The sequence below is a fragment of the Streptomyces sp. NPDC057617 genome (assembly GCF_042800555.1).
Taxonomy (GTDB): domain Bacteria; phylum Actinomycetota; class Actinomycetes; order Streptomycetales; family Streptomycetaceae; genus Streptomyces.
The window spans coordinates 660,723-679,745 of record NZ_JBHVGV010000001.1 but is presented as its reverse complement, the minus strand read 5'-3'; the positions used below and the strand labels follow the sequence as shown (position 1 = coordinate 679,745).

Here is a 19,023-nt window from a genome sequence, read left to right as displayed (position 1 = left end):
GTGCCGGGCGGCGGCCCGGTGTGATCGGTAGGAACGAGGAGTCCCATGCCCAAGGCCATCTCCAAGGCGTATGTCTACACCCGGCACGGCGGTCCGGAGGTGGAGACCTTCGCCGACCTGCCCGTTCCCAGCCCCGGCCCCGGACAGCTCCTGGTGGCGGTCCGCGCGGCCGGCGTGAACCCCGTCGACTGGAAGCTGCGCAACGGCTATGTCCGGCCCGGCTCCGCGCCCGCCGAACTGCCCGCCGTCCTCGGCAGCGAGGCGGCCGGCGTGGTCGAGGCGACAGGACCCGGTGTGGAGGGCTTCGCGGTCGGCGACGCGGTCTTCGGCTCCACCCTCACCGGCGGTTACGCGGAGTACACCCTGCTGCCGGTCGCGGTCACCGCGCGCAAGCCCGACGCTCTCCCGTTCACGGACGCGGCCACGCTGCCGGTCGCGGCGGCCACCGCGTACGACGGACTGCGCCAGGCGGACCTCGCGCCCGGCGCCACGCTGCTGATCACCGGCGTCGGCGGGGGAGTGGGCGTGGCCGCGGCGCAGATCGCGCGCGGCCTCGGCATCCGGGTCGTCGGCACCGCGAGCGAGGGCAAGAAGGACTTCGTCGAGTCCCTGGGCGCCGTCCACGTCCCGCCGGGCCCCGGCCTCGCGGAGCGCGTACGGGCCGCGGCGCCGGACGGGATCGACGCGGTCCTGGACCTGGTCGGCGGCGACGATCTGCGGGCCGTGGCCGAGCTGGTGGCGGACCGTACGAAACTGATCAGCGCGGCCGACAAGGGCACGGTGCCCCAACTAGGCGGCGCGGCGCTGGTACGGGCCCGTACGGCGGAGGTCCTCGACGAGGTTGCCGAGCTGGTCCTGAACGGCACCCTGAACCCGTATGTGACCCGGACCTTCCCGCTGGACCGCGCCGACGAGGCACTGCGCGCGGTGGAGGAAGGCCATGTCCGCGGAAAGATAGTGATCGAGGTCGCCGCGTGAGCCCCCGTCCCCGTTCGGCCGACCGTCAGATCGCCGGCTCCCGGGCCGGAGACCCCTGGTCCGACGGCCCCGAACCGTCCCCTCACCCCCTCGACAACCCCGCCCGTTCCGCGCTGACCGGTCCGCAGGCGCACTTCGCCGAGCGGCGCGGCCGGCTGCTGCGGTACCAGCCCGAGGTGTCGGTCTGGGTGGCGCTGCCCGGCACCGGCGAAGGTCCCACCGCCGAGGACTGGGCCGACGCTGCCGCGCTCGCCGGGCCCGGCGCGATCATCGGGCTCGCGGGCTACGGCGGGTCCTCGCCCGACGGCTGGGAGGTCACCTTCCGAGCCGATGGTGTCCAGCTCGTGGACGCCGGGGTGGCCGCGGCACCGGACGAGGAGGCCGTACGCCTCGGCCCCGCCGATGTGCCCGAGATGCTCGACCTGGTCGAACGCACCCAGCCGGGCCCCTTCATGAGCCGCACCGTCGAGATGGGCACCTATCTCGGCATCCGCCGCGGCGGCGCCCTTGTCGCGATGGCGGGCGAGCGGATGCGCCCGCCGGGCTGGTCCGAGATCAGCGCGGTGTGCACCGACCCGGATTTCCGCGGCCAGGGACTCGCGGCCCGGCTCGTCCTCGCCGTCTCCCACCACATCCGCGCCCGCGGCGAGACCCCGTTCCTGCACGCCGCCGCGAGCAATACGAACGCCATCAGGCTCTACGAATCGCTGGGCTTCCGCCTCCGCAGGAAGATCACGTTCCTGGCATTGCGCGTCCCGGAGACCCCGGAGGAGGGCGACCGGCGGCCGAGCGCCGGACAAGCCGGATAAGATAGCGGGATTTTGTTGACACCCGGCCCGTCGGTATGCTCCTGACCTGCGGGGATGCTCGCGACGGCGAAAAACGCCCCCACGCGGGACTCCGGCGCGGGAGTGAGCACTCCGGTGTACGAGTGAGCTACGAGCGATCGAGGAACGGCAGCGGCGATGACGGTGACAGAGGGCGGCCCCGCGCACGGCGAGAGCCCGGCGTACGGCGGGATTCCGGCGCAGGGCGGGGACCCGTCGTACGGTCCCGGCATCGACCCCGAGCGCATGGCCGTCTGCCTGAGCGTGCTCGGCGAACTCGACCGGCTGGATGTCGACCACCCCGACGCGATCGCGGTCCGGCGCGCCACCGCCGGTGTCTACCGGACCGTGAAGCAGCGCCGCCGCCAGGAGCGCAGGGCCGCCAAGACCGCCCATGACAAGGCCGTCACCGAGGCCACCGCCACCGGCTCCGCCGAGCGCATCGACGACGAGACCCAGGGCCTGCTCCCCTCCTCCTCGGTCACCGGCGAGATCGCGGGCATACTCCAGCGCCCGCGCTCCTGCTACATCTGCAAGACCCGCTACACCGAGGTCGACGCCTTCTACCACCAGCTCTGCCAGCCCTGCGCCGCCGAGAACCGCGCCCGCCGCGACGCCCGTACGGATCTGACGGGCAAGCGCGCGCTGCTCACCGGCGGCCGGGCCAAGATCGGGATGTACATCGCCCTGCGGCTGCTGCGCGACGGCGCCCACACCACCATCACCACCCGCTTCCCCGGTGACGCCGTACGCCGCTTCAAGGCGATGCCGGACAGCGACGAATGGATCCACCGGCTCAAGATCGTCGGCATCGATCTGCGCGACCCCGCACAGGTAGTGGCCCTCGCCGACTCCGTCGCCGCAGAAGGCCCGCTGGACATCCTGATCAACAACGCCGCCCAGACCGTACGCCGCTCCCCGCAGGCGTACAGCGAACTCCTCGCCGCCGAGTCCGCGCCCCTGCCCGCCGGTGAACTCCCGGCCTCCCAGGTCATCGGCGCCTTCGGCAGCGGCGCCCAGGCCGTCCTGCCCGCCGCGGGCAGCGAGGCCCTGAGCGCCTCCGACATCACCTCGCTCGCCCTGGTCGGCGGCTCCGCGAGCCTCGCCAGGATCGAGGCCGGTACGGCGATCGACGCCGGCGGGCTCGTACCCGATCTGCACGACACCAACAGCTGGGTGCAGACCGTCTCCGAGGTCGATCCGGTCGAGCTGCTCGAAGTCCAGCTCTGCAACTCCACCGCACCGTTCATCCTGATCAGCAGGCTCCGCCGGGCGATGGCGGCCACCGCGGCCCGGCGCGCCTACGTGGTGAACGTGTCCGCGATGGAGGGCGTCTTCAGCCGTGGCTACAAGGGCGCCGGTCACCCGCACACCAATATGGCCAAGGCCGCGCTGAACATGCTCACCCGTACCAGCGCCCAGGAGATGTTCGAGTCGCACGGCATCCTGATGACCGCCGTCGACACCGGCTGGATCACCGACGAGCGCCCGCACCCGGACAAGATGCGTCTCGCCGACGAGGGCTTCCACGCCCCGCTCGATCTGATCGACGGAGCCGCGCGGGTGTACGACCCGATCGTGCGCGGCGAGACCGGCGAGGACCTCTACGGCTGCTTCCTCAAGGATTACGCGCCCGCCAACTGGTGACGGGCACCGACCGGTACAGGCACTGAGCGGTAGCGGGTAATTCCGGGCAATCGGCAACTCGTAATCGGCCGTTTGCTCGAAATCTCACCCGAACGTGAACCCGATGGAGCGGGCAGGCGCTCATTTGGTTACTCTGGGAGGTACGCACGGCCACGCAGGGGATACATCCCCGACGGCCGCGCGGGGACAGGCCCTCTACCACGGCCGCGGTCCCGTCAACGAAACGGCGCCACCGCGACGAATGCCCTGTCCCAGAGTTACGCGACACAGAGGAGCGCGCGGTGACACCAGAAACGACCAAGCGGGAAAAGAGACCGGCGAAGACCTCCGAGCCCAAGCAAGGCCCGGAGAAGATCGGGAACCTCGAAGTGTGGGCCAGGTCCGCCCCCATCCGGCTCGCCGGATACGAGGACGACCTCGCGGAGCCGCACATCCTGCCGGGTATCGACTGAGGAACACCGGCCGTCCCGTACCCCTGGGACCCCAGGGGTACGGGACGCTTCATTCGCTGGACTGGGAGGCTGCGGCGATCCGGCGCAGCGTGCGGCCGAGCCAGCGTGCGTACCCGAGCTGGAGCACTGGCACCAGCGGGCCCGCGAGCCGGGTGTACCACCGGGCCGGCCGGCTGAACGCCATCACCGTGAACCACACCGAGCCGTCCTCCCGCAGCTCGACGACAAAGGACTCCTCGCCGCACTCCGGATGCCCGGCCACGGTTCCGTAGCCGAATCCGGTGCGGTCCTTCTCGTACGCCGTCCACACCACCCGGCACGGAGCCCTCAGCCGCAGCGGGCCCAGCCCGGCCGAGACCTCCACGGCGGTGCCCGGTTCGGCCCAGGGGGATCCGGCCCGTACCCGCACGCCCGAGCGGCGGTGCAGGGCCCAGGTGGTGACCGCGGCTCCGGCGGCGTCGAAGACCGGGCGGCCCCGGCCGATCCTGGTGCGGTGGTGGAGGTGGTGGTATCCGTCGGGCAGCGGACCGAGCCGGGTCGCGCCGGTCTCCTCGTAGCTGAGGCCGAGGGCATCGACGGGCTTCATACGGCGCTCTCCTCGGCGAGTGGACGCCACCGGCGGCGTAGTGGGGAGCGATCCGGTACGAGAGGTGCGTACGGCGGCCCGGACGGACGCGGCCCAGGGGGTGCGGCCGACGGTGTGCCGACCACTCCCACCACGCTGACCAGCGAGGACATCGTCCACCACCCCCGTACTTGAACACGTTCAAGTCTCCTGATCACCCTAGTGCCACCCCCTGAACGCGTTCAAGTCCCGGATGCGCCGCGCCTGTTCCCGCTTGCGGGGCGGTGAGTGATCCGGCAGACATGAAGAGGTCATTCATGGATGAAACAGGCGGGAGATTCCGGTGCGCTCACCCAACCGTCGTCGGCATGCCACGCTTGCCGCGCTGACCGCCGGCATTCTGATCACGGCGGGGTGCGGCGGGGACGGCGGCGGACAGGCGGGTCCCCAGAGCAACGAGCTGTACTTCCAGCCGGTCATGGACCGGGGCCCCGACCCCTTCACCGAGTCCACCGCCATCGCCCCGCCCAGGACCGGGACCAAGAGCCGGGCGGTGGCCAGCCCCCAGCCGCGCGGGGGCGACTCGTACAACGCGCACAACGAGAACAGCTCGGGACGGACGGCGCGCGCCCTGCCGGGCTCCACCCCCGGCCTCTACAGCGGCACCCAGGCCAACGCCAGTTGCGATGTCGACCGGCAGCTCGGCCTTCTTACGGAGGAGCCCGCCAAGGCCGCCGCCTTCGCCAAGGGCGCTCGGGTCAGCCGGGACTCCGTGACGCGGTTCCTGCACGGCCTGACCCCCGTTTTCCTGCGCGCCGACGTACGGATGACGAACCACGCCTACCGCGGCGGCGCCCCGGTCGAGTTCCAGTCCGTACTCCAGGCGGGCACCCCGGTACTGGTGGACAGCCACGGCCTGCCGAGAGTGCGCTGCACCAGCGGCAGCCCGCTGCGCCCGCCCATCGTGGCCCAGGGCTCGATGATCCATCGCGGGACACCGTGGCGCGGCTACCGGCCCGAGCGGGTCGTCGTCATCGACCGCACCACCCAGCCCCTGAGCAGCCTGATCCTGGTCGACATGGCCAGCCGTGAGTGGATCGAGCGGCTGACCGGCACCCGCGGGGAGGCCGACGGGAGCCCCGGGGTCGTCCCGGCGTACGGGCCGGACGCCGACATCACCGATCCGGACGAGGTGAAGACACCGGCGCAGCCCACCGCCGCCGCGGTTCCCCCCGCACCTCCCGCCGGACCCCCCGCGCCCGCGGCCCCGCCCGGACCGCCGGGCGTGTCGTCGGGACGTGGCGAGCCGCTGCTCCCGCCCCGGTCCGAGCCGGAGCCGCAGTCCGAGGACATGCCCGATCTGCTGCCCGACGGCGGGTCCGGCGACGGGCCGCTCCCGGACCCCGACGACGTCCGGATCGACAACCTGCTGATCGGTCCCGTCTCGCTCCAGGAGTGAGGGCTTGACCGCCCCGGGGTGGCCACTTGGACCGCTCGAATAATCTGACAATTGATGACAAAGTGTCTGCATGGCTGAACGGGCAGCGGGTCCCCTGTCGCTTCCCGGCGACTGGCCCGCCCAGCCGGACCTCAGCCTCTCCCTGAACGGGATGGGCACCTTCGACTGGGACCTCGCCAGCGGGCTGCTGTATCTGGACGCCCAGGCCCTCGACGTGTTCGACACCGGACCCGACGAGTACGACGGCCGGCCCACGGGCCTGGCGGACAGGGTCCCGCCCGACGAGGGAGCGCGGCTGGACGCGGTGATCGCGCGGGCGCTCGGCGACGGCAGCACCGGCTACGGCGCGTACTTCCGGCGCCGCCGGCGCGACGGCACCCTGCGCTGGACCCACACGCAGGGCAGTATCCGCCGCGACGACGAGGGCCACGCGGTGCGGGTCATCGGTATCGTCCGCGACGCCGTCCAGGAGCTGGCCGACTCCACCGCGCGGCGCGAACTCGCCGCGGTACGCCGGGTGCAGACCACCGTCGTCGAGAACACCACCGCCGCGCTCGCCCACGCCAGGACCGTCCAGGACGTCATCGACGTACTGACGGAGTCCGGCGGCCTGGCGCACCTCGGTGCGAACGGCCTGGTCATGGGTCTGCTGGAAGCGGGGCGCATCCGGCTGGTCGCCGAGCGGCCCGAGGGCGTCCAGGTGCCGGACGTGCGCGTGACACGGACCGACGAGGAATACCCGCTGAACGAGGTGGTACGGACGCTCGCCCCGCGCTTCGTGGAGTCCCCCGGGGAGTTCGCCCTGTCCTATCCGGACCTCTGGTCGCGCATCAGCGGCTTCGGTATCAACGCCGCCGCCTTTCTGCCGCTGATCGCGCAGGCCCGGCCGATCGGGGCGCTGGGGCTGCTCTACCGCGACAAGGAGGGCTTCACCGCTGAGGACCGCAATCTGCTGGTGGCCCTCGGCAGCGGCATCGCCCAGAGCCTTCAGCGCGCCGTCCTCTACGAGCAGGACCACGATCTGGCGGAGGGGCTCCAGCAGGCGATGCTTCCGCGCCGTATCCCCGCCGTGCCCGGCGCGGAGATCGCGGTGCGCTACCGCTCGGCTCGGCTCGGCAGGGACATCGGGGGCGACTGGTACGACATCATCCCGCTGCCCGGCGGGCGGGTCGGAGCGGTCATCGGCGATGTGCAGGGCCATGACACCCATGCCGCCGCCGTGATGGGACAGCTCCGTATCGTGCTGCGCGCGTACGCCGCGGAGGGGCACCCGCCGGCCACCGTGATGGCGCGGGCCTCGGTCTTCCTGCACGAGCTGGACACCGACCGCTTCGCCACCTGCACCTACGCGGAGGCCGATCTGTCGACCGGGACGGTCCGGCTCGTACGGGCCGGGCATATCGACCCGCTGCTCAGGGACGCCGACGGCTCCTGCAGAAGACTGCCCGTGCCGGGCGGGATGCCGCTGGGGCTCTCGGCGTTCTTCGGGTGGCTCGACTATCCGGTCGAGACCCTCGAACTCGACCCCGGCCAGACCCTGATGCTGTACACCGACGGTCTGGTGGAGCTGCCCGGCACGGATCTGGACGACGGGATGGGGCATCTCGCCGGGCTGGTACGGGACGGACCGCACGATCTCCAGCTCCTGGCCGACCGGCTCTGCGCGGTCATGGACGAGCGGGGCGGTGACGACGACGGCGCCGTCCTGCTGCTGCGGCGCGGCGGCGCCCGCGCCCCGAGCCCCGGCGGGCGGCTCCAGCAGCGGGTCGCGCGGGGCGACCCGGAGGCGCTGACCACCGCACGGCACATGATCCGGGCGGCGGTGGGCGCCTGGGGGGCCAGGGCCCGCGCGGACGAGATCGAACTGGCCGCCGACGAGCTGATCACCAACGCGCTGATGCACACCGGGAACGGGGCGGTCGTGAACGTACGGGTCCTGTCGGGTGCGGAACGGCGCCTGCGGGTCGAGGTCGAGGACCGCTCAAGCACCCTGCCGCACCGCCGCGACGCCGGGGAGTCGGGCGTGTCCGGGCGCGGGCTGCTCCTGGTGGACCTGCTCTCGGACGCCTGGGGGGTGGAGTCGCGCGGCAGCGGCAAATGCGTCTGGTGCGAATTCGTCGTCCCTGACCGGCCGTCACCCTGAGCTGCCGCTGAGCGGGCATCACCCCGGATTTCCGTCACACTGTGCGATATGGGTCGTTAACCGCCTGTGAAGTGATCGTACTTGACCGTAACCGACCAATTGGTGAGGGGCTGTGCCCGTGCAGCGCCTCGCCCCCTAGGACCTGGGGTTCCCTTGACCACCGAGCTGCTGGCACCTATCGATCTGGCTTTCTGGCATCTCGAATCCGCCGACCATCCCATGCACCTCGGCGCGCTCGCCCTCTTCACCGCCGCGCCCGGTGCGGTGGCCGGCGCGGGACTGCTGGAGCTGCTCGCCGCCCGCGCCGCCGCCATTCCCCGGCTGCGGATGCGGGTACGGGACGTCTGGCTCCCGGTCGGCGGCGCCGCCTGGGCCGCCGACAAGGACTTCGACGTACGGCGGCATGTGCGGCGGCTGCGGCTGCCCGCGGGGGAGTTCGCGGCGCAGGCCGCCCGGTTGGCCGGCGAGCTGATGGAACGCCCACTGGAGCGCGGTATCCCGCCCTGGGAGATGTACGTCCTGACGCCCGGCGGGCGGGACGCGGTGGCGCCGCGCAAGGGCCGGGGGGCCTGCCCCTTCGCCGTCCTGGTGAAGCTCCACCACGCCCTCGCCGACGGGATGCGCGCCGTCGCCATCGGCGCGGGCATCTTCGACCAGATCGCCGACGCCCGGGCCGCCGGGGTCCGCCGGGTCAGGCCGGTGCCGCCCCGGTCCTGGCTGCCCGGGCCCTGGCAGGTGGCGGGCCTGGCCAGGGGCCGGATCGAGGAGCTGGGCCGCGCGGTCGGCATCGGCGCCTCGGTCGTACGGGCCAGCCGGCTCGACCCGCGCGGAACGCCCGCCCTGACCGCCGGATCCAGCGGTACGCGGCGGCTCGCCACCGCCGTGCTCGATCTGGAGGACGTCCAGCGGATCCGCAGGGCCGCCGGCGGCACCGCCAACGACGTACTGCTCGCGACGGTGGCCGGGGCGCTGCGGCGCTGGATGCTCGAACGGGGCGAGCGGCTGCCCGCCGCGTCCCCGCGCGCCCTCGTACCGGTCACCCGGCGCCGCCCCGGCAGCCCGCCCGGCTCCGGCAACCGGCTCTCCGCATACCTCCTCGGCCTCCCGGTCGGCGAGGCCGATCCCCGGGCCCGGCTCGCACGGGTCCGCCGGGCCATGGACCGAAACAAGTCGGCGGGCCCCTCGCGCGGCGCGGGCGCGGTCGCCGTACTCGCCGACCAACTGCCGCCGCTGGCCCACCGGCTCGGGGCGCCGCTGGCGGGCAGCGCCGCCAGGATGCTCTTCGACATCCTGGTGACGAGCGTGCCGCTGCCGCGCTCGACCCTCTCGCTGGGCGGCTGCCCGCTGCGCGAGGTGTATCCGATGGCGCCGCTGGCGCGCGGCCAGTCCCTGGCGGTGGCGCTGACCACCTATGGCGGGCGGGTCCATGTGGGACTGGTCGCCGACGGCAAGGCCGTACCGGACCTGGACCGGCTGGCGCGCGGGACGACCGACGAACTGGCAGAGCTGCTGCGGGCCACCAGGGAGATCAGGCCGGGCCGCTAGACGTACCCGCCCTAGGCGATAGGTCGGACAGTTCATTCAACAAGAACCACAGAAAGCTGACCCGGAGGTGTTGACGGCACTCAGTCATCCGATGAATATTCGTCGTGATCGACGCCAGATCGGATGGCGTCGGCGCGGCGGGAGGCGGCGGCGGTATGCGGCACACGACGCTCGGACGCGGTGCGGTCCGGGTGACCGGACTGTCCTTCGGGGCGGCCGGGATCGGCAATCTCTACACCCCGGTCGAACCGGACGACGCCAGGGCGGCCGTCGACGCCGCCTGGGACGCGGGCATCCGGTACTTCGACACGGCACCGCACTACGGCCTCGGGCTCTCCGAACGGCGGCTCGGCGAAGCGCTGCGGGACCGGCCGCGCGACACGTACGCCATCTCCACCAAGGTCGGCCGGCTGCTGGAACCCGTCCCCGGTGACGGCCCGGCCGGTGACGATCTGGCCCATGGCTTCGCCGTACCGGCCACCCATCGCCGCGTCTGGGACTTCAGCGCCGACGGCGTGCTCCGCAGCATCGAGGCCAGCCTGGAGCGGCTGGGGCTCGACCTGCTCGACATCGTCTATCTGCACGACCCGGACGACCATGCCGAGGAGGCCTTCGAGCAGGCCTATCCGGCGCTGGAGCGGCTGCGCGCCGAAGGGGTCGTGGGCGCCATCGGCGCCGGGATGAACCAGACCGCGATGCTCACCCGCTTTCTCCGCGACACCGACGCCGATGTCGTCCTGTGCGCGGGCCGCTTCACCCTGCTCGACCAGTCGGCGCTGACCGAACTGCTGCCCGAGGCCGTCGCGCGCGGCAGGAGCGTGGTGGTCGGCGGGGTCTTCAACTCCGGGCTGCTCGCCGATCCGCGCCCCGGCGCGACCTACGACTACGCCGCGGCGCCGCCCGACCTGCTCGACCGCGCCCTGAGGATGGACGCGGTGACACGGCGGTACGGGGTGCCTCTGCGCGCCGCGGCCCTGCACTACCCGCTGCGCCATCCGGCCGTCGCCAGTGTCCTGGTGGGCACCCGGTCGGCGGCGGAGGTACGGGACGCGGCCGAACTGGCCGCCCGTACCGTCCCCGAGGACCTGTGGGCCGAGCTGCGCGCCGAGGGACTGCTCGGCGGGGAGCCGGGCGCCGAGGGTCTGCTTGCCGGGAACAACGGGGTGGTGTCATGAGGGTCGCCCTGCACACCACGGTCCGCGCCGACCGGATCGAGGAGTACGAGGCCGCGCACCGCGAGGTACCCGCCGAACTCACCGCCGCGATCCGCGCCGCGGGCGCCACCTCCTGGACGATCTGGCGCAGCGGTACGGATCTCTTCCATCTGCTGGAATGCGAGGACTATCCGCGCCTGCTCGCCGAGCTGGACCGGCTGCCGGTCAATACGGCCTGGCAGGCGAGGATGGCCGGACTGCTCGATGTCCCGCACGACTACTCCGCGGGCGGCGCCGATGCCGCGCTGCCCGTCGTCTGGGAGCTGTGACCGCCGATGACACCGCCGAACACCGCGGGTGCCACGAACGCCCCGGGTGCCACGAACACCGCGGGTGCCACGGATGCCGCTGATGCCGTGAGCACCGCGGGCGTCGTGGACGCCCATCACCACATCTGGGACCTGTCCGTACGCGACCAGGACTGGATCACCGGCCCGGCCCTGACGCCGATCCGCCGGAACTTCACCCTCGACGATCTTGAGCCGGAGGCGCGCGCCGCCGGAGTGACGGCCACGGTGCTCGTCCAGACCATCTGTGTTCCCGAGGAGACTCCCGAATTCCTCGCCGCCGCCGACGGCAGTGAGCTGGTCGCGGGCGTCGTCGGCTGGACCGACCTCACCGCGCCCGGGATCGCCGACACCCTCGCCGCGCTGCGTGAACTGCCGGGCGGCGACCGGCTCGTGGGGATCCGCCACCAGGTGCAGGGCGAGTCCGACCCGCGCTGGCTGCTGCGCCCGGACGTGCAGCGCGGGCTCGCGGCGATCGCCGCCGCCGGGCTCGTGTACGACCTGGTCGTCCTCCCGCAGCAGTTGCCCGCGGCGGCGGTCGCGGCCGAACTGCTGCCGGACCTCACCTTCGTCCTCGACCACCTCGGCAAGCCGCCGATCGCCTCCGGCGGTCTCGACCCGTGGGCCGACCACGTCAGGACGCTCGCCGCCCGGCCCAACACCGTCTGCAAGCTCTCCGGCATGGTCACCGAGGCCGACTGGGACTCCTGGACGGCCAACGGCCTCCGCCCGTACGCGGACACCGTCCTCGACGCCTTCGGCCCCGGCCGGCTGATGTTCGGCTCCGACTGGCCGGTGTGCCGGCTGGCTGCCACGTACGGCGAAGTGCTGGACGCGGCGCGAGTGGTGACGAACGCCCTGAGCGAGCCCGAGCGCGAGCAGATCTTCAGCGCCACGGCACGCCGCGTGTACGGCCTCTGAGACGGGGCGGCGGACCGTACGAGCCGCCGCCCCGCGCCCGGCGGCTCGTCACGGGCTGAGGCCGTGCCGGGGCCGTAACAGGCCCCGGACCGGGCTCGTCACGGGCTTCGGGCGGACCGGCCCGGGGCGCCCCGCCGCCGTACAGGGCCCGTACCAGGTCCCGGACAGCGCGCGCGGTCCCGTCACGGGCTCTGGACCGGGTCCGACCCCGCGTGGGCCCTGCGCACCGCCTCCGGGTACGGGTCCATGCCCAGCAGCGCCGTCACCGAGCCGGTGGTCAGACGGTGCCAGGTGGCCGCCCGGCGGAGCATCGCGTGGTCGCCGCCGGGCAGCAGGACCGCGCAGGCCTCCGCGCCCGCCGCCCGTGCGCGGGCCGCCAGTTCGACGGTCTCGCACGGGTCCGTCACCCGGTCGCGGTCGCCGTGCAGCAGCACCGCGCGGCGGCCCGCGAGCTGCTCGACCGGCTCGCCCCGGGGACACCAGGGCGCCAGCCCCACCACCCCGCTGACCCGGTCGTGCCCCGCGACCGCCAGGGCCGCCCGGCCGCCCATCGAGTGCCCCACGAGCACCACCGGCACCGGCCCCGCCAGCTCCTCCAGCTCGTCGAGCGCCCGGAGCGCGTCACGGGCCGCGTCGGCGCGCCCGCCGTTCCACCCCTGGTACCGGTAGCGCACCCGGCCCACCACCACGTCGTACCCGTCCGTGGCCCGCAGCACCGCCCGGCTGAAGGGCCACATCCGTACCCCCGGCGGATTGATCCGGCCCGGCGGCCGCTCGCTCTTCGAACGTCCGCCGTGCAGCACCAGGACGGCGGCACGGGGCCGCGCCGAGGTCCTGTCGAGGACCAGCGCGGACTGGACGGCGGCGGCTCGGCGGTCGCTCACGGGCATGCGGGGCCTTTCTTCCGGCGGACGGGGTCATGGGCCGACCCCTCGTGTGGTGACACCTGCCCCGTCGGTGCGGGGCTCACTGGGCGGTCGTACGGGGACTGCGGCACGCTGGACGCATGCCGGAAGTACCCGAGGTCGAAGCGCTGCGCGAGTTTCTCGACGGCCGGCTCGTGGGCAGGGAGATCGTCCGCGTCCTGCCTCTGACGGTCAATGTCCTGAAGACCTACGATCCGCCGCTCTCCGCCCTGGAGGGCACGGCGGTCAGGTCCGTCGCCCGCCACGGCAAGTATCTCGACATCGCCGCGGCCGGCACCGGCGGCGACGGCCCGCTGCATCTCGCCGTGCATCTCGCCCGCGCGGGCTGGCTGCGCTGGAAGGACTCGTTCCCTCCGCAGCCGCCACGGCCCGGCAAGGGACCGCTCGCGCTGCGGGTCGTCCTCGCCGGCGGGGACGGATTCGATCTGACCGAGGCGGGCACCACCAAGCGCCTCGCCGTCCATCTCGTACGCGACCCGGCCGATGTCCCCGGGATCGCCTCGCTCGGCCCCGATCCGCTCGACGGCTCCTTCGACCGCGCCGCGTTCGCCCGGCTCCTCGCCGGTGAGCGGCGCCAGATCAAGGGCGCGCTGCGGGACCAGCGCCTGATCGCGGGGATCGGCAACGCCTACAGCGACGAGATCCTGCATGCCGCCAAGATGTCCCCGTTCAAACCGGTCAGGAATCTCTCCGAGGACGAGATCACCCTCCTCTACGAAGCCCTGCGCACCACGCTGCGCGAGGCCGTCGAACGCTCGCGCGGGGTGGCCGCGGGGCGGCTCAAGGCGGAGAAGAAAACCGGGCTGCGGGTGCACGGCCGGACCGGGGAGGCCTGTCCGGTCTGCGGCGACACCATCCGGGAGGTCTCCTTCAACGATTCCTCGCTCCAGTACTGCCCCACCTGCCAGACCGGCGGCAAACCGCTCGCCGACCGCCGGATGTCCCGCCTCCTCAAGTGATCCGCCTTCCCGCCCGGCGCAGCGGCGCCGTACCGACGAAGCAACGTGGCACTGATGGAGCAACGCGGCCCGCCCGCGAAACGTGCCCGCTCAGCCGCCGGTCCCGCCCGGCCCGCCGGCCTGGGCCCTGTCCCGCCCGCCGATCGTCACCAGCCGCCGTCCGTCCGCCGCCCGCACCTCGAAGTGGTCGATCTGGCCCGGCCGCAGCGCCGCCCCGCCCCGGGTGACCAGCGCCTCGCCGTCCCCGGCGGGCGCGGCCCAGGTCGTCACCGTCTCCCGCGAGCCGTCCACCCCCACCGCGACCAGCGCGCAGACCCCGGAAGCGCCCGGCCGTACCAGTTCGAGGCCGACATCCGTGCCCCAGCCCGTCTCCGCCGCCGTCACCACGGCCGCCGTGCCCGTGGCCCGGTCGGTGGCGGTCCACCGTACGGTCTGCACGGCGCCCTGGGCCGCGCCCGGGGCGGTACGGAGCACCGCGAGCGGACCGCCCACCACGAGCACCGCCGCCGCGGCCACCAGCGCGAGCCGCCGCCCCCGTCGGCCACGCCGCCCGGCGGCGGTGCGCTTGAGTAGCCCGGCCAGCAGCTCCGGGTCGGCGGCGGTGAACGGCGCCACTCCGGGCGGGGTGCGCCGCGCGTACTCGTCGAGCTGCGCCCGTACCCCGCCGAGATCGGCGAGCAGCAGGGTGCACCGCGGACAGTCCATGAGGTGGTCCTCGAAGCGGAACGCGTCCGGGGGGTCGAGCACGCCCAGCGTGTAGGCGCCCACATCACGATGGAGGTCCAAGGTCCGCATGATGTCTGGTACGGACCGGAGCGCGGATTCATTCAAGCGGGGAAGCCATTGTGTGGGCTGGGCCGTGTCTGCCACATGGCGTCGTCCGCCCGGAGGGCGGGGCTCGCGGCGGCTGGTGCGTGCGATCGCAAGGCGGAGGATCGCTCTCGTACTGGACGTACTTGAGCGACTCCGACAACGCGGCGAGCGTGCGTGCCAGGCGTCGCGAGCCAGACGGGATGTGGCAGACACGGCCCAGGACCTACACTCCGGCGTCATGCTGCGCGTACTGGCTGTCGACGACGAGGAACCGGCCCTCGAAGAGCTGCTCTATCTGCTCAGGGCCGACCCCCGGATCCGCAGCGCCGAGGGCGCGACCAGCGCGACGGGAGCCCTGCGCCGGATCGGTGACGCGCTCGACGCGGGCCCCGACGGCTCCGCCGCCGTCGATGTGGTCTTCCTCGACATCCATATGGCCGGGCTGACCGGGCTCGATGTCGCCAAGCTGCTGGCGGGGTTCGCCGAGCCGCCGCTGATCGTCTTCGTCACCGCCCATGAGGGCTTCGCCGTCCAGGCCTTCGATCTGAAGGCCGTCGACTATGTCCTCAAACCGGTCCGCAGGGAGCGGCTCGCCGAGGCCGTGCGCCGGGTCGCGGAACTGGTGGGGGAGCGCGGCCCCGCGCAGACCCCCGCCGCCGACCAGATCCCCGTCGAACTCGGCGGTGTGATCCGCTTCGTCGCCGTCGACGACATCGCGTACGCCGAGGCGCAGGGCGACTACGCCAGACTGCACACCGACAACGGCAGCCATCTCGTACGGATCCCGCTCACCACCCTGGAGGAGCGCTGGCGGGCCCGCGGTTTCGTACGGATCCACCGCCGCCATCTCGTCGCGCTGGCGCGGATCGACGAACTGCGGCTGGACGCGGGCGCGATGAGCGTCCGCGTCGGGGACGCGGAGCTGGCCGTGAGCCGCCGCCACGCCCGCGCTCTGCGGGACCTTCTGATGCGGCAGGGCGGGCGCTGACGATACCGCCGGGGCAGGCGCTGACCAGGGCCTTCCCCCGGGATCGCGGGTCTGCGTACACTCCGGGCCCTACTGTCGGACACAGTGGTCCGGCAGGCGCGGTGTCACGCGGCGGAGCCGCGGGACACGACGGGGGAGGAGAGACCATGACCGGCGATTCCCGGCAGCCCGCGCCGCGGCGCGAGGTCGTCACCGGTGAACCCCGTCGCGTACGGCCGCTGCCCCGCTACCGCGCCCAGGCGGAGATCGAGGAGCAGACCGCGCTCGGCGACGCCTATGTCCGCTCCCTGATGCGGGGTCAGCTCCGCACCGGGCTCACGGCGTTCGCCGTACTCGCCCTGGTCGTCGGCACTCTGCCGCTCGCCTTCGCGGCGCTGCGTGACGCGACGGCGGTATGGGTGGTGCTCGGCTTCGCCGCCTATCCGCTGCTCACCCTGCTCGCCTGGTGGTACGTACGCCGCGCCGAGCGCAACGAGCGTGACTTCGCCCGGCTGGTGAAGGGCCGGCCCGTTCCGTGAACCAGAGCTATACCGTGACCGCGGTCGCCCTCGTCGTCCTCGCGACCGTCCTCGTCGGCGGCTTCGGGCTGCGGATCTCCCGTACCACCTCCGACTTCTATGTCGCCTCCCGCACGGTCGGGCCCGGGCTCAACGCCGCCGCGATCAGCGGTGAATACCTGTCCGCCGCCTCCTTCCTCGGGGTGGCGGGACTGGTGCTGCTGCACGGCCCCGACATGCTCTGGTATCCGGTCGGCTACACCGCCGGCTATCTGGTGCTGCTGGTCTTCGTCGCCGCCCCGCTGCGCCGCTCCGGGGCGTACACCCTCCCCGACTTCGCCGAGGGCCGGCTCGAATCCCGCGCGGTGCGCCGGCTCGTCAGTGTGTTCGTGGCCGGGGCGGGCTGGCTCTATCTGGTGCCCCAACTCCAGGGCGCCGGGCTGACCTTGACGATCCTGACCGGGGCGCCCGACTGGTTCGGCGGGGTGCTGGTCGCACTGGTCGTGGTGGTCGCGGTGGCGGCGGGCGGGATGCGCAGCATCACCTTCGTCCAGGCCTTCCAGTACTGGCTCAAGCTCACCGCGCTGCTCGTACCGGCGCTGTTCCTGCTGCTGGCCTGGCAGGGCGACGGCCGGCCGCGCGTCGATCTCGACATGGCGAGCGCCGTCGCGGGCCGCGCCGACCATCCGCTCTACGCGACCTACGGACTGATCGTGGCGACCTTCCTCGGCACCATGGGCCTGCCCCATGTCGTCGTCCGCTTCTACACCAGCCCCAACGGCCGGGCGGCCCGCCGCACCACCCTCTTCGTGCTGGCCCTGATCGGCGCGTTCTATCTGCTGCCGCCCGTGTACGGCGCGCTCGGCAGGCTCTACGTACCCGAACTGCCCTACGGTACGAACGCCGACGCCGCCGTCCTGCTGCTGCCGGAGCGCGCGATCGGCGGTCTGGGCGGGGCGCTGCTGGGCGCGCTGGTCGCGGGCGGGGCGTTCGCGGCGTTCCTGTCCACCGCCTCCGGGCTGACCATGGCGGTCGCGGGGGTCCTCACCCAGGATGTCCTTCCGTCGCGCGGTGTACGGCACTTCAGGCTGGCCACCCCGCTCGCCATGGCGGTACCGCTCGGTGGGTCGCTGCTGGTCAGGGGGATGCCGGTGGCGGACTCGGTGGCGATGGCGTTCGCGGTCTCCGCGTCGTCGTTCTGTCCGCTGCTGGTGCTGGGGATCTGGTGGCGGCGGCTCACCCCGCCAGGGGCGATCGCGGGGCTGCTGCTGGGGGGCGGTCTGTCGTTCGCCGCCACGGTGGTCACGGTGAGCGGGACGGTACGGTCGGGCTGGCCGCACGCGCTGCTGGCCTGGCCCGCCGTGTGGTCGGTGCCGGTGGGCTTTCTCGCGATGATCCTGGTGTCCCTGGCCACCCGGAGCCGGATACCGCCCGGCACCAACGCCGCCATGGCGCGCTTCCACCTCCCGGAGGCCCTGATGCCGGGCGCCCGCGGCGAAGTGGGCGAGGCCGGTGGCGCCGGCGGTACGGGTGGCCCTGGCCGTACGAGCGGTCCTGGTCGTACGGGCGGTCCCGGGCGTACGGGCCACAAGGGAGGCGTCCGATGAGCGGAGCCGCCCTCGCCGTACTGATCGTCCTCGGCCCGCTGCTGCTCGCGGGCGGCTTCCTCCTCGGCCGCCGTACCGCCCGCCCCGAGCGGACCAGTGATGTCGGCACCCCCGTCGAGCACGCCACCTTCGAGACCCTGCACACCGCCTCGCTCGCCACCCCGCCGCTCAGGGCCGGGCTGACCGAGGAGAGCGCGCGCAAGGCGGCCCGCAGGCTCCGCTCCCTGCTCGGCACCGACGCCCTCTGTCTCACCGACCGGGAGCGGGTCCTCGCCTGGGACGGCCTGGGCGAGCACCACGGCAAGCATGTGATGGACCATGTCCAGGGGCTGCTGGGCAGTGGCCGCGACACCGCCTTCGCCAGCGGCTGCGGCGATCTCGACTGCCCGCTGCGCTGGGGCGTGGCGGCCCCGCTCACCGTCGACCACCGGGTGCTCGGCACCCTCGTCGCCTACGCGCCCCGGGAGTCGGCGGTGCTGGCCCGGGCGGCCGGAGAGGTCGCCCGCTGGGTCTCCGTGCAGCTCGAACTCGCGGAGCTGGACCGCTCCCGCACCCGGCTGATCGAGGCCGAGATCAAGGCCCTGCGCGCCCAGATCTCCCCGCACTTCATCTTCAACTCCCTCGCCGCCATCGCCTCGTTCGTCCGCACCGATCCCGAGCGCGCCCGTGAACTCCTGCTGGAGTTCGCCGACTTCACCCGCTACTCGTTCCGCAGGCACGGCGACTTCACCACCCTGGCCGACGAACTGCACTCGATCGACCAGTATCTGGCGCTGGTACGCGCCCGGTTCGGCGAGCGGCTCTCCGTCACCCTCCAGGTCGCGCCCGAGGTCCTGCCCGTCGCGATGCCGTTCCTCTGCCTCCAGCCGCTGGTCGAGAACGCGGTCAAGCACGGCCTCGAAGGAGCGGTCACCACCAGCCGTATCACCATCAGCGCGCTCGACGCCGGGGCCGAGGCCGAGGTGGTCATCGAGGACGACGGGGTCGGCATGGAGCCCGACCGGCTGCGCCGGATCCTGCGCGGCGAGGGCGGCGCGTCCACCGGGATCGGCCTGCTCAATGTGGACGAGCGGCTGCGCCAGGTGTACGGGGACGAGTACGGCCTGGTCATCGAGACCGGCGTGGACGCCGGGATGAAGATCACCGTACGGATCCCCAAGTACCGCGCGGGCGTGCACGGGACCTGAGATGTCCG

Annotated in this window: 18 protein-coding genes; 15 read left to right on the top strand and 3 right to left on the bottom strand. The window is 73.1% G+C overall.

The window, feature by feature from the left end; translation table 11 throughout:
• Window positions 1-57: 57 nt before the first annotated feature.
• From ACFU9P_RS03105 to ACFU9P_RS03090, 4 genes are all read left to right on the top strand, one after another.
• Entirely contained in the window at window positions 58-978 is a 921-nt protein-coding gene (locus ACFU9P_RS03105; protein ID WP_376374870.1) for an NADP-dependent oxidoreductase, read from the top strand.
• Window positions 979-1,007: 29 nt separating this feature from the next.
• On the top strand, window positions 1,008-1,787 hold the full coding sequence (locus ACFU9P_RS03100; RefSeq protein ID WP_376374873.1) for a GNAT family N-acetyltransferase: 780 nt from the start codon (window positions 1,008-1,010) through the stop codon (window positions 1,785-1,787).
• A 156-nt stretch (window positions 1,788-1,943) separates the two neighbouring features.
• Window positions 1,944-3,452: an SDR family NAD(P)-dependent oxidoreductase gene (locus ACFU9P_RS03095; protein WP_384077452.1), complete on the top strand. Its 1,509-nt coding sequence runs from the start codon at window positions 1,944-1,946 to the stop codon at window positions 3,450-3,452.
• A gap of 281 nt (window positions 3,453-3,733) precedes the next feature.
• A complete protein-coding gene (locus ACFU9P_RS03090) occupies window positions 3,734-3,904 on the top strand; it encodes a hypothetical protein (RefSeq protein ID WP_217305439.1) in 171 nt (56 codons plus the stop codon).
• A gap of 49 nt (window positions 3,905-3,953) precedes the next feature.
• Here ACFU9P_RS03090 and ACFU9P_RS03085 read toward each other — a convergent pair whose 3' ends face one another.
• Window positions 3,954-4,490, bottom strand: coding sequence for a DUF1990 family protein (locus ACFU9P_RS03085; RefSeq protein ID WP_384077450.1), 537 nt, complete (start codon window positions 4,488-4,490; stop codon window positions 3,954-3,956).
• 322 nt (window positions 4,491-4,812) lie between these two features.
• Here ACFU9P_RS03085 and ACFU9P_RS03080 point away from each other — a divergent pair, with 322 nt between their 5' ends.
• The 6 genes from ACFU9P_RS03080 (at window position 4,813) to ACFU9P_RS03055 (ending at window position 12,038) form a co-directional block, all read left to right on the top strand.
• Window positions 4,813-5,928 (top strand): DUF6777 domain-containing protein, encoded by a 1,116-nt coding sequence (locus ACFU9P_RS03080; RefSeq protein ID WP_376374767.1) that lies wholly within the window; start codon window positions 4,813-4,815, stop codon window positions 5,926-5,928.
• 70 nt (window positions 5,929-5,998) lie between these two features.
• Entirely contained in the window at window positions 5,999-8,071 is a 2,073-nt protein-coding gene (locus ACFU9P_RS03075; RefSeq protein WP_384077448.1) for a SpoIIE family protein phosphatase, read from the top strand.
• Window positions 8,072-8,224: 153 nt separating this feature from the next.
• The gene (locus tag ACFU9P_RS03070; protein WP_376374773.1) at window positions 8,225-9,616 is read left to right on the top strand and encodes a wax ester/triacylglycerol synthase family O-acyltransferase; all 1,392 of its coding nucleotides are present in this window, start codon (window positions 8,225-8,227) and stop codon (window positions 9,614-9,616) included.
• A gap of 155 nt (window positions 9,617-9,771) precedes the next feature.
• Window positions 9,772-10,791, top strand: coding sequence for an aldo/keto reductase (locus tag ACFU9P_RS03065; RefSeq protein WP_376374876.1), 1,020 nt, complete (start codon window positions 9,772-9,774; stop codon window positions 10,789-10,791).
• On the top strand, window positions 10,788-11,099 hold the full coding sequence (locus ACFU9P_RS03060; protein ID WP_376374776.1) for an L-rhamnose mutarotase: 312 nt from the start codon (window positions 10,788-10,790) through the stop codon (window positions 11,097-11,099). Before ACFU9P_RS03065 ends, ACFU9P_RS03060 begins: the two co-directional genes overlap by 4 nt.
• Window positions 11,100-11,105: 6 nt before the next feature.
• The gene (locus ACFU9P_RS03055) at window positions 11,106-12,038 is read left to right on the top strand and encodes an amidohydrolase family protein (protein ID WP_384077446.1); all 933 of its coding nucleotides are present in this window, start codon (window positions 11,106-11,108) and stop codon (window positions 12,036-12,038) included.
• Window positions 12,039-12,220: 182 nt separating this feature from the next.
• On the opposite strand, the gene ACFU9P_RS03050 is transcribed toward ACFU9P_RS03055, so the two are convergent.
• Window positions 12,221-12,928, bottom strand: coding sequence for an alpha/beta hydrolase (locus ACFU9P_RS03050; protein ID WP_376374781.1), 708 nt, complete (start codon window positions 12,926-12,928; stop codon window positions 12,221-12,223).
• A gap of 116 nt (window positions 12,929-13,044) precedes the next feature.
• On the opposite strand from ACFU9P_RS03050, the gene ACFU9P_RS03045 reads away from it, so the two are divergent.
• Window positions 13,045-13,923, top strand: coding sequence for an Fpg/Nei family DNA glycosylase (locus tag ACFU9P_RS03045; protein WP_384077444.1), 879 nt, complete (start codon window positions 13,045-13,047; stop codon window positions 13,921-13,923).
• A gap of 90 nt (window positions 13,924-14,013) precedes the next feature.
• Here the strand turns inward: ACFU9P_RS03045 and ACFU9P_RS03040 are convergent, their stop codons facing one another.
• Window positions 14,014-14,718 carry a zf-HC2 domain-containing protein gene (locus ACFU9P_RS03040; protein ID WP_384077442.1) on the bottom strand — a complete coding sequence of 235 codons (705 nt, stop codon included), beginning with the start codon at window positions 14,716-14,718 and terminating at the stop codon, window positions 14,014-14,016.
• 256 nt (window positions 14,719-14,974) lie between these two features.
• Here ACFU9P_RS03040 and ACFU9P_RS03035 point away from each other — a divergent pair, with 256 nt between their 5' ends.
• From ACFU9P_RS03035 to ACFU9P_RS03020, 4 genes are all read left to right on the top strand, one after another.
• Window positions 14,975-15,724 carry a LytR/AlgR family response regulator transcription factor gene (locus tag ACFU9P_RS03035; protein ID WP_376374789.1) on the top strand — a complete coding sequence of 250 codons (750 nt, stop codon included), beginning with the start codon at window positions 14,975-14,977 and terminating at the stop codon, window positions 15,722-15,724.
• 146 nt (window positions 15,725-15,870) lie between these two features.
• Window positions 15,871-16,242, top strand: coding sequence for a hypothetical protein (locus ACFU9P_RS03030; RefSeq protein ID WP_376374792.1), 372 nt, complete (start codon window positions 15,871-15,873; stop codon window positions 16,240-16,242).
• A complete protein-coding gene (locus ACFU9P_RS03025) occupies window positions 16,239-17,828 on the top strand; it encodes a cation acetate symporter (RefSeq protein WP_384077440.1) in 1,590 nt (529 codons plus the stop codon). The genes ACFU9P_RS03030 and ACFU9P_RS03025 overlap by 4 nt, the downstream gene beginning before the upstream one ends.
• Window positions 17,825-19,015: a sensor histidine kinase gene (locus ACFU9P_RS03020; protein ID WP_384077438.1), complete on the top strand. Its 1,191-nt coding sequence runs from the start codon at window positions 17,825-17,827 to the stop codon at window positions 19,013-19,015. The genes ACFU9P_RS03025 and ACFU9P_RS03020 overlap by 4 nt, the downstream gene beginning before the upstream one ends.
• Window positions 19,016-19,023 lie beyond the last annotated feature (8 nt).

What these genes read in the sequence shown, in the direction of transcription:
- ACFU9P_RS03095 (WP_384077452.1), top strand. Translation starts at nt 1,944, where the DNA reads ATGACGGTGACAGAGGGCGGCCCCGCGCACGGCGAGAGCCCGGCGTAC.
- ACFU9P_RS03085 (WP_384077450.1), bottom strand. Translation starts at nt 4,490, where the DNA reads ATGAAGCCCGTCGATGCCCTCGGCCTCAGCTACGAGGAGACCGGCGCG.
- ACFU9P_RS03075 (WP_384077448.1), top strand. Translation starts at nt 5,999, where the DNA reads ATGGCTGAACGGGCAGCGGGTCCCCTGTCGCTTCCCGGCGACTGGCCC.
- ACFU9P_RS03065 (WP_376374876.1), top strand. Translation starts at nt 9,772, where the DNA reads ATGCGGCACACGACGCTCGGACGCGGTGCGGTCCGGGTGACCGGACTG.
- ACFU9P_RS03060 (WP_376374776.1), top strand. Translation starts at nt 10,788, where the DNA reads ATGAGGGTCGCCCTGCACACCACGGTCCGCGCCGACCGGATCGAGGAG.
- ACFU9P_RS03055 (WP_384077446.1), top strand. Translation starts at nt 11,106, where the DNA reads ATGACACCGCCGAACACCGCGGGTGCCACGAACGCCCCGGGTGCCACG.
- ACFU9P_RS03050 (WP_376374781.1), bottom strand. Translation starts at nt 12,928, where the DNA reads ATGCCCGTGAGCGACCGCCGAGCCGCCGCCGTCCAGTCCGCGCTGGTC.
- ACFU9P_RS03045 (WP_384077444.1), top strand. Translation starts at nt 13,045, where the DNA reads ATGCCGGAAGTACCCGAGGTCGAAGCGCTGCGCGAGTTTCTCGACGGC.
- ACFU9P_RS03040 (WP_384077442.1), bottom strand. Translation starts at nt 14,718, where the DNA reads ATGCGGACCTTGGACCTCCATCGTGATGTGGGCGCCTACACGCTGGGC.
- ACFU9P_RS03035 (WP_376374789.1), top strand. Translation starts at nt 14,975, where the DNA reads ATGCTGCGCGTACTGGCTGTCGACGACGAGGAACCGGCCCTCGAAGAG.
- ACFU9P_RS03030 (WP_376374792.1), top strand. Translation starts at nt 15,871, where the DNA reads ATGACCGGCGATTCCCGGCAGCCCGCGCCGCGGCGCGAGGTCGTCACC.
- ACFU9P_RS03020 (WP_384077438.1), top strand. Translation starts at nt 17,825, where the DNA reads ATGAGCGGAGCCGCCCTCGCCGTACTGATCGTCCTCGGCCCGCTGCTG.